The 15,284-nt window shown below is 63.5% G+C and carries 11 protein-coding genes (1 of these 11 running past the window's edge); 9 read left to right on the top strand and 2 right to left on the bottom strand.

Annotation, left to right across the window (positions count from 1 at the left end):
* The first annotated feature begins 155 nt into the window (after positions 1-155).
* The 8 genes from ASD99_RS12355 (at position 156) to ASD99_RS12320 (ending at position 11,907) form a co-directional block, all read left to right on the top strand.
* Positions 156-1,409 (top strand): aspartate kinase, encoded by a 1,254-nt coding sequence (locus tag ASD99_RS12355; RefSeq protein ID WP_057143833.1) that lies wholly within the window; start codon positions 156-158, stop codon positions 1,407-1,409.
* An 83-nt stretch (positions 1,410-1,492) separates the two neighbouring features.
* Positions 1,493-3,763, top strand: coding sequence for a phosphoenolpyruvate--protein phosphotransferase (ptsP, locus tag ASD99_RS12350; RefSeq protein ID WP_057143832.1), 2,271 nt, complete (start codon positions 1,493-1,495; stop codon positions 3,761-3,763).
* Positions 3,764-3,773: 10 nt separating this feature from the next.
* Positions 3,774-4,853 carry a peptide chain release factor 1 gene (gene prfA, locus ASD99_RS12345; protein WP_056583449.1) on the top strand — a complete coding sequence of 360 codons (1,080 nt, stop codon included), beginning with the start codon at positions 3,774-3,776 and terminating at the stop codon, positions 4,851-4,853.
* Positions 4,846-5,724, top strand: coding sequence for a peptide chain release factor N(5)-glutamine methyltransferase (prmC, locus tag ASD99_RS12340; protein WP_057143831.1), 879 nt, complete (start codon positions 4,846-4,848; stop codon positions 5,722-5,724). Before prfA ends, prmC begins: the two co-directional genes overlap by 8 nt.
* A gap of 303 nt (positions 5,725-6,027) precedes the next feature.
* Positions 6,028-6,987, top strand: a complete 960-nt coding sequence (locus tag ASD99_RS12335) for a DUF4167 domain-containing protein (RefSeq protein WP_057143830.1) — start codon at positions 6,028-6,030, stop codon at positions 6,985-6,987.
* 221 nt (positions 6,988-7,208) lie between these two features.
* Complete coding sequence (gene clpB, locus ASD99_RS12330) at positions 7,209-9,815, top strand: ATP-dependent chaperone ClpB (protein WP_056583442.1); 2,607 nt, start codon at positions 7,209-7,211, stop codon at positions 9,813-9,815.
* Between the two features lie 57 nt (positions 9,816-9,872).
* Positions 9,873-10,238 (top strand): MmcQ/YjbR family DNA-binding protein, encoded by a 366-nt coding sequence (locus ASD99_RS12325; protein WP_056583439.1) that lies wholly within the window; start codon positions 9,873-9,875, stop codon positions 10,236-10,238.
* A gap of 151 nt (positions 10,239-10,389) precedes the next feature.
* Complete coding sequence (locus ASD99_RS12320) at positions 10,390-11,907, top strand: L,D-transpeptidase family protein (protein WP_057143829.1); 1,518 nt, start codon at positions 10,390-10,392, stop codon at positions 11,905-11,907.
* A gap of 53 nt (positions 11,908-11,960) precedes the next feature.
* Here the strand turns inward: ASD99_RS12320 and ASD99_RS12315 are convergent, their stop codons facing one another.
* A complete protein-coding gene (locus tag ASD99_RS12315) occupies positions 11,961-12,512 on the bottom strand; it encodes a TMEM175 family protein (RefSeq protein ID WP_244497709.1) in 552 nt (183 codons plus the stop codon).
* A gap of 154 nt (positions 12,513-12,666) precedes the next feature.
* On the opposite strand from ASD99_RS12315, the gene ASD99_RS12310 reads away from it, so the two are divergent.
* Positions 12,667-14,226, top strand: a complete 1,560-nt coding sequence (locus ASD99_RS12310; protein ID WP_057143828.1) for an MFS transporter — start codon at positions 12,667-12,669, stop codon at positions 14,224-14,226.
* Positions 14,227-14,238: 12 nt separating this feature from the next.
* Here the strand turns inward: ASD99_RS12310 and ASD99_RS12305 are convergent, their stop codons facing one another.
* Positions 14,239-15,284 carry the 3' portion of a M23 family metallopeptidase gene (locus ASD99_RS12305; RefSeq protein WP_057143893.1) on the bottom strand. It continues 922 nt past the right edge of the window, so only the last 1,046 of its 1,968 coding nucleotides appear in the window; the start codon falls outside the window, past its right edge — the gene reads right to left on this strand; the stop codon is at positions 14,239-14,241.

Below are 15,284 nucleotides of genomic sequence, written 5' to 3'. Positions count from 1 at the left end.
CTTGAAGCCTGCAATCCGCCGCCAGCCTTGCGAAACCTTCATCATTTGGCTAAGGAGGCCGCGCATTCAACGGCCGGCGTCAGCCGGCATTCCACTATTCGGGATTCCCGCTGTTTTGGCTGGGATTCGGCTTCAGTCAAAGGCATTTCGCTTCCATGGCGCGCATCGTGATGAAATTCGGCGGGACCTCCGTCGCCGACATCGCCCGCATCCGCAATGTGGCGCGTCACGTCAAACGCGAGGTCGAAGCCGGCCATGAGGTGGCGGTGGTCGTTTCGGCGATGGCCGGCAAGACCAATGAACTGGTTGGCTGGACACGCGAAGCCTCGCCGATGCACGACGCACGCGAATATGACGCGGTCGTCGCTTCCGGCGAACAGGTCACGGCCGGCCTTCTGGCGATCACCTTGCAGAACATGGGCGTGCATGCACGCTCCTGGCAGGGCTGGCAGATCCCGATCAAGACCGACAATGCGCATGGCGCGGCGCGCATCCTCGACATCGATGGCGCCTTCCTGATCAAGCGCTTCGGCGAGGGCCAGGTGGCGGTGATCGCCGGTTTCCAGGGCATCGGCCCGGACAATCGCATCGCCACGCTTGGCCGCGGCGGCTCCGACACCAGTGCGGTAGCCATCGCCGCGGCGGTCAAGGCCGATCGTTGCGACATCTACACCGACGTCGACGGGGTCTACACCACCGATCCGCGCATGGAGCCCAAGGCGCGGCGGCTGGCCAAGATCTCGTTCGAGGAAATGCTTGAAATGGCCTCGCTCGGCGCCAAGGTACTGCAGGTGCGTTCGGTCGAGCTTGCCATGGTGCACAGGGTGCGTACCTTCGTGCGGTCGTCCTTCGACGATCCCGACGCGCCCGGAATGGGGGATTTGCTCAATCCGCCCGGAACGCTCATTTGCGACGAGGAAGAGATCGTGGAACAGCAGGTCGTCACCGGAATTGCCTATGCCAAGGACGAGGCGCAGATTTCGCTGCGCCGGGTCGGCGACCGGCCGGGCGTTGCCGCCGGCATCTTCGGTCCGCTGGCCGAGGCCAACATCAATGTCGACATGATCGTCCAGAACATTTCCGAGGACGGCAAGTTCACCGACATGACCTTCACCGTGCCGTCGGGCGATGTCGACAAGGCGCTGGCCGTGCTCGAGCGCCTCAAGGCGTCGATCGGCTACGATGTCGTGCAGTCGGAAGCCGGCATGTCGAAGGTTTCGGTCATCGGCATCGGCATGAGGAGCCATGCCGGCGTCGCCGCCACCGCTTTCAAGGCGCTGGCCGACAAGTCGATCAATATCCGCGCCATCACGACCTCCGAGATCAAGATTTCGATCCTGATCGACGGTCCGTACACCGAACTTGCGGTTCGTACTTTGCATTCCGTCTACGGTCTGGATAAGCAGTAGCGAGAACGATTTGAGTTGTTGCGTGTGCGCCGGTCGCAGTGGAAACTGCGGCGGGCAGGATGCCCATTGGAGAAGAAGCCGCGATGCGTGATCAGGCCAGTGGCCCACGCGTTTTGCTGAAACGGCTCCGCGAGCTCATGCAGGAGCCGCTGGAGCCGCAGGAGCGGCTTGACCGGATCGTGCGCGACATCGCCTCCAACATGGTCGCCGAAGTGTGCTCGCTCTATGTGCTGCGCGCCGATTCGGTGCTCGAACTCTACGCCACCGAAGGTCTGAACCCGAACGCCGTCCACCTGGCGCAGTTGCGGCTGGGGCAAGGCCTGGTCGGCACCATCGCGGCCAGTGCACGTCCGCTCAACCTTTCCAACGCCCAGGAACATCCGGCTTTCGCCTATCTGCCGGAGACCGGGGAAGAGATCTACAACTCCTTCCTCGGCGTGCCGGTGCTGCGGGCAGGGCGCACGCTGGGCGTGCTTGTTGTGCAGAACAAGACCATGCGCCACTACCGCGACGACGAGGTCGAGGCGCTGGAAACCACGGCGATGGTGATCGCCGAGATGATCGCCACCGGCGATCTGGCGCGGCTGACCAGGCCCGGCCTCGAACTCGATTTGCGCCGTCCGGTCAGCTTCACCGGCCTGTCCTTCAATGACGGCGTCGGGCTTGGCCATGTCGTGCTGCACGAGCCTCGCATCGTCGTCACCAATCTGTTCAACGAGGACAGCGAGGAAGAAGTCCGCCGGCTTGAGACCTCGCTCGGCTCGCTCAGGCTCTCGATCGACGACATGCTCGAACGCCGCGACGTCGCCTTCGAGGGCGAGCATCGCCAGGTTCTGGAAGCCTATCGCATGTTCGCCAACGACCGCGGCTGGGTGCGCCGGCTGGAAGAGGCGATCCGCAACGGCCTGACGGCGGAAGCAGCCGTGGAAAAGGTGCAGAGCGACATGCGCGCCCGCATGCTGCACATGACCGATCCCTATCTGCGTGAGCGGATGAGCGATTTCGACGATCTCGCCAACCGGCTGCTGCGCCAGTTGATGGGGCGCGGGCCGGAGGATATTGCCGCATCGCTGCCGAAAGACGCCATCATCGTCGCCCGCTCCATGGGCGCCGCCGAGCTGCTCGACTATCCCAGGGACAAGATGCGCGGGCTGGTGCTCGAGGATGGTGCGGCGACCAGCCATGTCGTCATCGTCGCGCGCGCCATGGGCATCCCCGTCGCTGGCCAGATGAAGGGGGCCGTTTCCATGGCGGAAAACGGCGACGCCATCATCGTCGACGGCGAAGAGGGCGTGATCCATTTGCGGCCGCAGCCCGATCTCGAAGCCGCCTATGCCGAAAAGGTGCGTTTCCGGGCGCGCCGGCAAGAGGTCTATCGTGAACTGCGCAAGAAACCGTCGATGACCAGGGACGGTGTCCAGGTCGACCTGTTGATGAATGCCGGCCTTGCCGTCGACCTGCCGCAACTGGCCGAAGCGGGCGCGGCCGGCATCGGCCTGTTCCGCACCGAACTGCAATTCATGGTCGCCTCGACATTTCCCCGTGCCGAGGCCCAGGAAAAGCTCTACCGTGACGTGCTCGAGGCGGCGCGCGGCAAGCCGGTCACCTTCCGCACAATCGATATTGGCGGGGACAAGGTGCTGCCCTATTTCAAGGGCGCGATCCAGGAAGAGAACCCGGCGCTCGGCTGGCGGGCGATTCGCCTGACGCTTGACCGGCCTGGGTTGCTGCGCACCCAGATCCGCGCCTTGCTCAAAGCCAGTGGCGGGCGCGAGCTCAAGCTGATGCTGCCGATGGTGACCGAACTTGGCGAGATCGCCCAGGCGCGCGAGATCATCGACCGCGAAGTGCGGCATCTGTCGCGCTTCGCCCATCATTTGCCGACCAGCCTGAAGCTGGGCGCCATGCTGGAAGTGCCGTCGCTACTGTTCCAGCTCGATGAATTGATGAAGGCGGTCGACTTCGTCTCGGTCGGTTCGAACGATCTGTTCCAGTTCGTCATGGCCGTCGACCGCGGCAACACGCAACTGGCCAACCGGTTCGACACGCTGTCGGCGCCGTTCCTGCGCGTCCTGAAGCAGATCGCCGATGCCGGCGTCCGCAATCACACGCCGGTGACCCTGTGCGGCGAGCTCGCCGGCAAGCCGATCTCGGCGATGGCGCTGATCGGCCTCGGCTTCCGCTCGATCTCGATGTCGCCGGCCTCGATCGGCCCGGTCAAGGCGATGCTGACGGAACTGCCGCTGGATGAGTTGGAGGCGTTCTTCGACCACAATCTGATGGCGCCGGCGCAGGGCTTGCCGATGCGGGCGCTGCTGCAGGCTTTTGCCGACGACCGTTCGATTCCATTGTAGCAGCCTCATCATGGTCAACCTGCCCCGCGATCGTATGGATCAAGTCGTCAAGCGTTTCGAGATGCTCGAAGCGCAGATGTCGGCTGGCCCGGCGGCTGATGCCTATGTGCGCATGGCGTCCGAATATGCCGAAATCCAGGACATGGTGGCCAAGGTCAGGGCACTGCGCCTGGCCGAGCATGAGCAGGCCGACCTCGAAGCCATGCTTGCCGACAAGGGTACCGATGCCGAGATGCGGGCGCTCGCCGAGGCCGATCTGCCGGAGGTCGAGGAACGCATCGAGGCGCTGCAGAAGGACATCCAGATCCTGCTGCTGCCCAAGGATGCCGCCGACGACAAGAACGCCATTCTTGAAATCCGCGCTGGCACCGGCGGCGATGAGGCGGCGCTTTTTGCCGGCGACCTGTTTCGCATGTATGAGCGCTACGCCGCCGGACGCGGCTGGCGTTTCGAGACGGCCTCAGCCAGCGATGGCGATGCTGGCGGCTACAAGGAAATCATCGCCACGGTGTCGGGCAAGGGCGTCTTTGCGCATCTGAAATTCGAATCGGGCGTGCACCGCGTGCAGCGCGTGCCGGCGACCGAGGCGAGCGGGCGCATCCACACGTCGGCGGCAACCGTCGCGGTGCTGCCCGAAGCCGAAGAGGTCGACATCGACATCAGGCCCGAAGACATCCGCATCGACACGATGCGCGCCTCGGGTTCGGGCGGCCAGCACGTCAACACGACGGATTCCGCTGTCCGCATCACCCATTTGCCGACCGGCATCATGGTGGTGCAGGCAGAGAAATCGCAGCATCAGAACCGCGCCAAGGCGATGCAGATCCTGCGTGCCCGGCTCTATGACCTCGAGCGCGGCAAGGCGGACGAGGAGCGCTCCGAATCGCGCAAGTCACAGGTCGGTTCCGGTGACCGCTCGGAACGCATCCGCACCTATAATTTCCCGCAAGGCCGTGTCACCGACCACCGCATCAACCTGACGCTCTACAAACTCGACCGGGTGATGATGGGCGAACTCGACGAGATCATCAACGCGCTGATCGCCGATCACCAGTCGAAGCTGCTCGCCGACATCGGCATCGATGGCTGATCAACTGCCCAAAGCGCTGGGGCAGTTGCTGCGGGAAGCGCAGGCTCGGCTTGCCGCCGCCGCGGTCGATGATCCGGCGCTCGATGCGAGGCTGATCGTCGAGCATTTTTCCGGCACGACGCGCACACAAGCCATCGCGGACCCCGAACGCAAAGTCGACGCTGGTCTTGTTGCCGAAATCGATGCCGCCTTGCGACGCCGCGCCGGCGGCGAGCCGGTGCACCGTATCCTCGGCTATCGTGAATTCTACGGTTTGCGCCTGTCGCTGTCGCCGGAAACGCTGGAGCCGCGGCCGGATACCGAAACGCTGGTCGAGGCGATGCTGCCTTTTGTCAGGGCCGTGGCAGTCCAGGAAGGCGAATGCCGCATCCTCGATCTTGGCACCGGCACCGGCGCCATTGCACTGGCGCTGCTCAGCGCCGTGCCGACAGCTAAGGCCACCGGCGTTGATCTGTCCGCGGGCGCGTTGGCGACGGCGGCCCGCAATGCCGGGCAACTGGGCCTTGTAGGCCGGTTCACGGCGCTTCAGTCGGACTGGTTCGAAAAAGTTTTCGGCCGGTACCATGTAATTGTCGCAAACCCTCCCTATATACCTTCCGAAGACATTGGAAATCTGCAGGACGAAGTCCGCAATTTCGACCCGTGCTTGGCCTTGGATGGCGGCGCGGACGGTCTGAACCCCTACAGGATCATCGCCGCGGAGGCGGCGAGGTTTTTGGAAACTGAAGGCAGGATTGCGGTCGAGATCGGCCACACGCAGCACAATGAGGTCCGCGAGATATTCGCTGCGGCCGGCTATGTTCCGAGGGGCGCTTTTCGTGACCTCGGCGGAAACGACAGGGTTATTGTCTTTGAAGCGATAAAGCCTTGACGCAGTGCAAAAAAGCGCTTGGCAATGCCGGGGAATACGGCTAGGGTCGCCTTAACCGGATGAGACGAAGCAGGCAGTGCTCTTAGCGATTCGGTTTTCCTTGGAAATAGCTGCCTTCTTGCGCAAACGATGCCCAAGCTTCGTGCGGGAATCGTCCGGCAAGTGATGTAACCGGAACAGGATGGCACGTGGCGCCAACGCAATCGATGCGGGCGAACGCCGGTGAAGAGACGAAACGGCTGGCTGCATGAGCGCCTCCGTTCGTGAAGAGTTTTACGAAAATTTCAAAATGAAGAGAGTTTGATGAGGCCACAACAGCAGAACAGGCGCATGCGCGGTCGCAACAACAGTGGCGGCGGCGGTGGTAACAATAACAATAATAACAACAACAACCGCAAGGGACCAAACCCCCTGACGCGCAACTACGAGAGCAATGGCCCGGACGTGAAGATCCGCGGTTCGGCTCAGCAGATCGCCGAAAAATACGCCACCCTTGCCCGTGATGCGCACAGCTCCGGCGATCGGGTCATGGCGGAGAACTATCTCCAGCACGCCGAGCATTACAATCGCATCATCGCGGCCGCGCAGGCGCAGATGCCGATCCAGAACGCGCAACAGAATCGCGATGATTTCGACGATGACGGCGACGAGGATCGCGACGATTTCGACAATGCTGGCAACAACAGCAGCGCTGTTTCCGACGCCCATGTGCCGGTGATCAACCATGGCGCCGGCCCGCAGCCGGTCATCGAAGGCGTGCCGGCCGAGGTTGCGCTCAACCGGGAAGGTGGCCGCGACAATCGCGACAACGCCGGGCGCGACAACGCCGGGCGCGACAATAGCGGGCGCAACAATGGTGGCCGCGACAACAATGGCGCACGCCATCGCGATCGTCGCCCCAATGCCGGTTACGGCCAGAACGGCCAGCGCGACTTCGGTTCGTCCGCCGAGCAAGGTGGTCAACCCCAGAGCAACGAGACCCCGATCCAGGGCGAAGCCGCATCGCCGCCCGAGTCCGTTGCCGCGGTCGAGCCGGCTCCGTTGTTCGAGATCCTGTCGCCGGCAGGTCTTGCCGCCCAGGCCGAGCTCAACGAGGCGGCTGCCGAAAGCGGTGCTGCCCGTCGCCCGCGCCGCCCGCGCCGTCCGCGCGTCAATGCCGATCAGGTTGACGGCAGCGGCGATAATGCCGAGGCCGGTGAGGCTGCTGCGTCCCCGGTCGACAGCGGCAATGCTAAACCGGTCGTTGTCGATATCGACAACTGATAGAACGACACTTCAAGACGTTGAGCGGCGGGGAGAAATCTCCGCCGTTTTTATTTTGCGCTGCGATGGAATATTATGCTTTGACCGACATCAAGGCGTCTTGAGACAGCATGGCCTATGCACCATATTTCGGCTGAACAGGATCCGGCTCGAATGGGCGGATTCGTCACCGCAATCTGATCTGGTGCCGCAAAGCGGGCCGGTGATGGAAGGAGACAGATATGAACCTTGAGAAATACTCCGAGCGCGTGCGCGGCTTTATCCAGTCCGCGCAGACCATGGCGCTCTCCCGCAACCACCAGCAGTTCACCCCCGAACACATCTTGAAAGTGCTCGTCGACGACGACGAGGGCCTGGCCGCTTCGCTGATCGAACGCGCCGGCGGCAACGTCCGTGACGTCAAGCTTGGCGTCGAAACGGCGCTCGAGGCGATGCCCAAGGTCGAGGGCGGCAATGGCCAGCTCTACTTGGCGCAGCCGCTGGCAAAAGTGTTTTCGACCGCCGAGGAACTGGCCAAAAAAGCCGGCGATAGCTTTGTCACGGTCGAGAGGCTCTTGCAGGCGCTCGCCATGGAAAAGTCGGCCAAGACCGCCGACATCCTGGCCAAGGGCGGCGTCACAGCGCAGGCGCTCAACCAGGTCATCAATGACCTCCGCAAGGGCCGCACCGCCGATTCGGCGAGCGCCGAACAGGGCTATGACGCGTTGAAGAAATACGCGCGTGACCTGACCGCGGATGCCCGTGCCGGCAAACTCGATCCGGTCATCGGTCGGGACGACGAGATCCGTCGCACAATCCAGGTGCTGTCGCGCCGCACCAAGAACAATCCGGTGCTGATCGGCGAGCCAGGTGTCGGCAAGACGGCGATCGCCGAAGGCCTGGCGCTGCGCATCGTCAATGGCGACGTGCCGGAATCGTTGAAGGACAAGCAATTGATGGCGCTCGACATGGGCGCGCTGATTGCCGGCGCCAAATACCGCGGCGAGTTCGAGGAGCGGCTGAAGGCCGTGCTTTCGGAAGTCACCTCTGCCGCTGGCGGGATCATCCTCTTCATCGACGAGATGCACACGCTGGTTGGCGCCGGCAAGGCCGAGGGTGCCATGGATGCGTCTAACCTCCTGAAGCCGGCGCTGGCACGCGGCGAACTGCACTGCGTCGGCGCCACCACGCTCGATGAATATCGCAAGCATGTCGAGAAAGATGCAGCCCTTGCCCGCCGCTTCCAGCCGGTGTTCGTCGACGAGCCGACGGTGGAAGACACCGTTTCGATCCTGCGCGGCCTGAAGGAAAAATACGAGCAGCACCACAAGGTGCGTATCTCGGATTCGGCGCTGGTGGCGGCGGCGACGCTGTCCAACCGCTACATCGCCGACCGCTTCCTGCCGGACAAGGCGATCGACCTTGTCGACGAAGCCGCATCGCGGCTGCGCATGCAGGTCGATTCCAAGCCCGAGGCGCTGGACGAGATCGATCGCCGCATCATGCAGCTCAAGATCGAGCGCGAGGCGCTGAAGGTCGAGACTGACGATGCCTCGAAGGACCGGCTCGCCCGCCTGGAAAAGGAGCTCGTCGGCCTCGAGGAGGAATCGACCGAGATCACCGCCAAGTGGCAGGCCGAGAAGCAGAAGCTCGGGTTGGCCGCCGATCTCAAGAAGCAGCTTGACGAGGCGCGCAACGACCTCGCCATTGCCCAGCGCAAGGGTGAATTTCAGCGCGCCGGCGAGCTTGCCTATGGCAAGATCCCGGAACTGGAAAAGAAGCTGAAAGAGGCCGAGGCCCAGGACGGCAAAGTCGGCATGGTCGAAGAGGTGGTCACTCCAGACCACGTCGCCCATATCGTCTCGCGCTGGACCGGCATTCCGGTCGACAAGATGCTGCAGGGCGAGCGCGACAAGCTGCTGCGCATGGAAGACGAGATCGGCAAGCGCGTCGTCGGCCAGGGCGAGGCGGTGCAAGCCGTTTCCAAAGCGGTGCGGCGCGCCCGCGCGGGCCTGCAGGACCCGAACAGGCCGATCGGCTCGTTCATGTTCCTCGGACCGACGGGCGTCGGCAAGACCGAACTGACCAAGGCGCTGGCGAGCTTCCTGTTCGACGACGAGAGCGCGATGGTGCGCATCGACATGTCGGAGTTCATGGAAAAGCACTCGGTCGCCCGGCTGATCGGCGCGCCTCCCGGCTATGTCGGCTATGAGGAAGGCGGCGCGTTGACCGAGGCTGTGCGGCGCAGGCCCTATCAGGTCGTGCTGTTCGATGAGATCGAAAAGGCGCATCCCGATGTGTTCAACGTGCTGTTGCAGGTGCTCGATGACGGCCGCCTGACAGACGGTCAAGGCCGCACCGTCGACTTCCGCAACACGCTGATCATCATGACGTCGAACCTGGGCGCCGAATATCTCGTCAATCTCGGCGAGGATCAGGATGTCGACCAGGTTCGCGACGAGGTGATGAATGTCGTCAAGGCGTCGTTCCGGCCGGAGTTCCTCAACCGCGTCGACGAGGTGATCCTGTTCCACCGGCTGCGCCGGCAGGATATGGGCCGCATCGTCGAGATCCAGCTCAAGCGGCTGGAGAGCCTGCTTGTCGACCGCAAGATCACGCTGTCGCTGGATCAGGAGGCGGTCGACTGGCTGGCGGCCAAGGGCTACGATCCGGCCTATGGCGCGCGGCCGCTGAAGCGGGTGATGCAGAAGGAATTGCAGGATCCGCTGGCAGAGAAGATCCTGCTCGGCGACATCCTCGACGGCTCGACCGTCAAGGTCACCGCCGGCTCCGACCGGCTCAACTTCCGCTCGAAGCCGACGATCGTCGCGGCGGAAGCGGCAGCCTGATCCAAAGCCGCGCGTCCAACTGGACGCGCGACTTTTTCATACAAACGTGGGGCGCGGATGACGCTGGACGACTACAACAGCTTCTGCGCCTCGCTGCCCTCTACGAGCCACGTCGTCCAATGGGGCGGCGCTCATGTCTGGAAGGTCGGAGCCAAGGTCTTCGCGATCGGCGGCTGGGACCAGGGCCAGCAGCTCTTCGTCACCTTCAAATGCTCTGATATCGCCTATGATGTGCTCAAGGAGCAGCCGGGCCTGCGGCCCGCGCCCTACCTTGCCTCGCGCGGCATGACGTGGATCCAGCGTCGGACAAGCCAGAGCATGGATGATGCTGCGCTGAAGGACTATCTGCGCGAGAGCCATCGCCTTGTCGCCCTGAAGTTGACCAGGCAGGCGCGCAAGGAATTGGGACTTGCCGCAAGCTAGCTAATATTCCTCGAGGCGCCGGAAAAGCGCCATCTTCATGCCCGGTTCATGTTGGAACCATATGGTGGGTAACTGGTTTGCTGGCGATGGGGTTCGCCTTGCAGGGACACTGCCGGGCGGCGGCAATTACGGACCGGAGAGTTTGGCTACCATGTTCCGCACGATCTTGACCCTTTCGGCCCTTGCAGCCGGGATGCCCTTTTCAGGCGCGCTCGCCACGCCGACACAGGACAGCGCACCGCCGATTGTCCGTGCCGCCAATGATGGCGGCATCCTGCTCGCCCAGGACGGCAATCTGGACATCTACTACGACGCCAGGGGCAATCGCGTCATCGTCGACGCCGATACCGGCAAGGTCATCGCCATCCAGCCGCCGCAGACCCGGCTCGACCGTCGCGCGTTGCGTCGAGAGACACGTCTGCGCGAGTTGGGCCGCGCCCCCGACGGCAACGATCGCTACTATCTCGACGATCCGGAAGACATGGCGCGGTTCCGCCGCAAGCAGTTGGAAGAGGAAGGCCGGGTTATCCCGCCGCCGGCGGACGAATACGATCCCTATGGGGACAATTCCGTGGAAGCCTATCCGCCTGCACCGCAGGACGATGGCAGCTACGACAACAATTATCCAGACGCGCCGCAGCCGGCAAAGCCGGGTACGATCAAGCGCCAGCCGCTGAACGAGGCTTCGATAGACCCTGCCCAACCGGAATCCGAAGAGGCCGCGCCAGCCGATCAGGCGGCGCTGCCGCCGAAGGCTGGCGACAAGACCACTGTTGCCCCGGCGCTTTCGCTGGGAGCGCGCCAGGATGTCGCCGCACTTCAGGTGCTGCTCGACCGCGGCGGCGCTTCGCCTGGCGTCATCGACGGGCGTTTCGGTTCGAATGTCGACAAGGCACTCGCCGCCTACAACCAGATCACCGGCAGTAATCTGCGATCGACCGATGCGGTCGGCATCCAGGAGGCACTTGCGCAATCCGGCGGCGATGCCTTCGCCAACTACACCATCACGCCGGAAGATGCGGCCGGTCCCTATGTCGCCTCGATCCCTGAAGACTACAGCCAGAAGGCGCAGCTCGATCGCATGGGCTACACGTCGGTGACCGAGGCGCTGGCGGAGCGCTTCCACATGGACGAGAATTACCTCAAGGCGCTCAACCCGGACGTCAACTTCAATCGCCCCGGCACGATCATCAAGGTTGCCAATTTCGGCAGGCTGGTCTCGACGCCGGTTGCCCGCATCGTCGCCGACAAGGACAAGAAAGAGGCTTTCGCCTATGATGCCGGCGGTAAGCTGGTGGCAGCCTATCCCGCCACCATCGGTTCGTCGGATACGCCGTCGCCGTCCGGCACGCACGCGGTGTCGCGCGTCGCGCTCGATCCGAACTACACCTACAACCCAAGCATCAATTTCAAGCAGGGCCAGAACGACAAGGTCCTGACCATTCCGCCGGGCCCGAACGGCCCCGTCGGATCGGTCTGGATCGCCCTGGACAAGCCGACCTACGGCATCCACGGCACCCCGGACCCATCGAAGATCGGCAAGACCGAAAGCCATGGCTGCGTGCGCCTGACCAACTGGGATGCGCGGGAACTAGCCAAACTGGTTTCGCCGGGTGTGACGGTGGAGTTTGTCGGGGGACCTTCAGCCGATGACCTTGCGCAGCAGTGAACTCCGAAGTGCGGCGGCATAGACCAACTGCACGACCAGGATGAAGCCGATGCTCAGCAAGGGACTGATGAGTGAGAGTGCGGCGCCGAGCGCCCACAGGATCTGCGCCTGACGATGCGCAGATAGACCGTGCGTTTGGTATCCGCGTCGACATCCTCTGCCAGGAAGCCGTTTTTCTCCGCATAGCGCCAGCTGGCGAACAGCGTGACGCCGAGCATCAGCAGATTGAGCCAGTAGACCAGCACCGCGGTTCTGAACTCGAGGAAGTCGGCCAGCAGGTCGGTCGAGAACGGCAGCAGGGCGATAAAAGCGAGAAAGCTGAGGTTCAGCGTGGCAAGCCGTCTGTCGGACTTGGCGATCAGACCATGCTGCGCCTGCTGGCCGAACCAGAAGATGGTCAGCGTCAGGAAGCTCAAGGCATAAGTCAGGAAGCGCGGCGCCAGTGCAGCGATCGCGGCGAGCAGCTCGCGTTCGGAATGGATCGCCTCGTGCGCCGGCACCCTGATTTCGAGAACGATCAGAGTGAGCGCGATGGCGAATACGCCGTCGGTGATGCCGACGATACGGCCGCGTCCCTCCGCCGATGCTTCAAGTGGCCGCTTCATCGATGTCTCCCCGCCTGCACCTTTCCGGAAAACCTAGCACGGCCGCCGCGGTTTGCATTCGGATAGGGTGCGACCCTGGTCAACTGGCTGGTTTCAAGGACAGCAAGCCACTGGCCGGTTGTTGCCGGTGTGCTGGAGGTCTAAGCAAGGTTCCATGCATTCACCCACTGAAGGTGCCGCCGTCCCGCTGACCAGCCCGGTCACGAATGGAACGTTCTGTCCGCAATCGCAGCGGCGATTTGTGTTGATCGCGGCAATTCTGGCCTCGGCGCTCGGCTTCATCGACGGTTCGATCCTGGCCATCGCCACGCCGGCGATCCGCGTCAACCTCGGCGCCAGCCTGGCCGAGGCACAGTGGATTTCCAATGCCTATGCGTTGACGCTCTCGGCGCTGATCCTCGCTGGCGGCGCTGCCGGCGATCGATTCGGCCTGCGCCGCGCCTTCGTGGCAGGCATTGCGCTGTTCATTGTCGCTTCGCTTGCCTGTGCGCTGGCGCCGAATGCGGTGGTGCTGATCGCATTTCGTGCCGTCCAGGGCATTGGTGCGGCAATCATGGTGCCCGGCAGTCTCGCCATCATCGCCAAGGCCTACCCGAAAAAGGAACGCGGCCGCGCCATCGGCATCTGGGCGGCGGCTTCGGCGCTGACCACAGCACTTGGTCCGGTGCTCGGCGGCTTCGTGCTGTCAGCTTTTGGCGACGGCATCTGGCGGGCGATCTTTGCCATCAACCTGCCGCTCGGCCTGATCTCGATCTCTCTTCTGCTGGCCAAGGTTCCAGCCGACGCGCCGACGGAGAAACGCAGCCTGGATCTCGGCGGTGCCGCGCTCGCGACATTGGCTTTCGGCGCGCTCGCCTATGGGCTGACCTCGATGAGCGCCAGCGGCGAGGGCCACATGGCCGGGCCGAGCATTGCCGCCGGCGTCGTATTGCTGGCGGTCTTCATCGTCTTCGAGTTTCGGCAGCGTGAGCCGATGATCGACCTCAGCCTGTTTCGCGTCGGCGCTTTCGCCGGCGCCAATGTCGCGACGTTCTTCCTTTATTTCGCGCTGTCGGCCAATCTTTTCTATCTGCCGATGCTGCTGATCGCCGGCTGGGGACTGAGCACGGCCGAGGTCGGCTTCATCTTCCTGCCGCTGTCGGGGTCGATCGCACTTTTGTCTGGACCGGTCGGCCAGCTGTCGGATCGGATCGGCCCGCGTTTTCCGATTGCCTGCGGCAGCCTCGTCGTGGCTTTCGCCTTTGCCGGACTTGCCTTGCTCACCCATGCCGGCATCCACAATTTCTGGACAGGAACATTCCCGCTGATGGCGCTGATGGGGCTCGGCATGGCGCTGGTGGTGTCGCCATTGTCGACGGCGATCATGACGGCGGTGGAAGACAAGGATACGGGTGCGGCTTCCGGCATCAACAATGCCGTCTCGCGCATTGGTGGTCTGATCGCGGTGGCGGCGATGGGTTCGCTCGCCGCCTGGGTCTACGCGAATGCACTGGATGGCAATGCAACGCCCGGCGTTCCAGGTTTTGGCGAGCCTGCGACGGTTGGACTTGCGCCCACCGTCGATGCGGCAAGGCTCGCCGCCAGCGACGCTGCGTTTGCCGCCGTCTCTTCGGTGACCGCGCTGCTTTGCCTGCTTGCGGCTGTTATCGCCTGGATGACCATTTCCGGTGAGCGGCTGCCATGGTCGCGGCGCGTCGAGAATCCGCAGGGCTAAAAAGCCGACCGATCAACCGTCTATCTTGGCGCTCGCAACTTTCAGCGAATCGCTGTCTTCCTGCTTCAGCAGTTCGTCGATCCGCTCGCGTTCACGCTTGAAGGCGACGAGGTCATCGCCCTTGAGCACCTTGCCGACCGGCAAGCGGACCCGCATCGGATCGACCTTGGTGCCGTTGACGATCAGCTCGTAGTGAAGATGCGGACCGGTGGCGAGGCCGGTCTGGCCGAGAAAGCCGATGGTCTGGCCCTGGCGCACGTGCACTCCCGGTTCGATGCCTTTGGCAAAAGCGCTCTGGTGATTGTAGGACGTCTCATAGCCATTGGCATGACGGATGATGATCTGTTTGCCATAGCCGCCGGCCCAGCCAACCTTCTCGACAGTGCCGTTGCCGGCGGCGATGATCGGCGTGCCGATCGGCGCGGACCAGTCGACGCCGGTGTGCATGCGGACATAGCCGAGGATCGGATGCTTGCGTGCGCCGAAACCGGAGCGGAATTTCCCGGCGGGCAGGGGATTGCGCAACAGGAACTGCTCGGCGCTCGAGCCGTCCTCGTCGAAATAGTCGGTGCCGCCGTCCCGCATCTGAAAGCGGTAGAAATTGCGCGTCTGGCCGCCGAACGTCGCCGAGACGTAGAGAAGCTCGGAGCTGTCCGAGGTCTGGTCGTCGCCATCGGGCTGCGAGAACAGGACTTCGATGCGATCGGCGGGGTTGAGGCGGGATTGGAAGTCGACGTCGGACGCCAGCAGCTTGATCAGCCGCTTCGTCATCGCCTTGGACATGCCGTAGGAATAGGCGGCGCGATAGATGCCGTCATAGACATTGGGCAGGTTGCCGCGCACCACCACCGGCGCCGACGAATCATCGAAGGCCGTCAGCAATTCGGGGTTTGGATCCGGCTCCTGCGCGGGCACATACTGGCCGCGATCGTCGAGCGCGATGGTGACGATGTGCTGGGTCCGGTCGTAGACACTGGTGCGCACGACCTTGGCGGTATCGCCGTGAACCTCGAGGCCGACACGCAGCACGGTTCCGGCCTTGAGCGCCGTCGCGTTCA

It is taken from the genome of Mesorhizobium sp. Root695, assembly GCF_001428185.1.
GTDB lineage: Bacteria > Pseudomonadota > Alphaproteobacteria > Rhizobiales > Rhizobiaceae > Mesorhizobium.
The sequence above is the reverse complement of the archived record's forward strand: the minus strand, read 5'-3'. Positions and strand labels throughout refer to the sequence as shown.

What these genes read in the sequence shown, in the direction of transcription:
- ASD99_RS12320 (WP_057143829.1), top strand. Translation starts at nt 10,390, where the DNA reads ATGTTCCGCACGATCTTGACCCTTTCGGCCCTTGCAGCCGGGATGCCC.
- ASD99_RS12355 (WP_057143833.1), top strand. Translation starts at nt 156, where the DNA reads ATGGCGCGCATCGTGATGAAATTCGGCGGGACCTCCGTCGCCGACATC.
- ASD99_RS12325 (WP_056583439.1), top strand. Translation starts at nt 9,873, where the DNA reads ATGACGCTGGACGACTACAACAGCTTCTGCGCCTCGCTGCCCTCTACG.
- ASD99_RS12310 (WP_057143828.1), top strand. Translation starts at nt 12,667, where the DNA reads ATGCATTCACCCACTGAAGGTGCCGCCGTCCCGCTGACCAGCCCGGTC.
- ASD99_RS12315 (WP_244497709.1), bottom strand. Translation starts at nt 12,512, where the DNA reads ATGAAGCGGCCACTTGAAGCATCGGCGGAGGGACGCGGCCGTATCGTC.
- prmC (WP_057143831.1), top strand. Translation starts at nt 4,846, where the DNA reads ATGGCTGATCAACTGCCCAAAGCGCTGGGGCAGTTGCTGCGGGAAGCG.
- ASD99_RS12335 (WP_057143830.1), top strand. Translation starts at nt 6,028, where the DNA reads ATGAGGCCACAACAGCAGAACAGGCGCATGCGCGGTCGCAACAACAGT.
- ptsP (WP_057143832.1), top strand. Translation starts at nt 1,493, where the DNA reads ATGCGTGATCAGGCCAGTGGCCCACGCGTTTTGCTGAAACGGCTCCGC.
- prfA (WP_056583449.1), top strand. Translation starts at nt 3,774, where the DNA reads ATGGTCAACCTGCCCCGCGATCGTATGGATCAAGTCGTCAAGCGTTTC.
- clpB (WP_056583442.1), top strand. Translation starts at nt 7,209, where the DNA reads ATGAACCTTGAGAAATACTCCGAGCGCGTGCGCGGCTTTATCCAGTCC.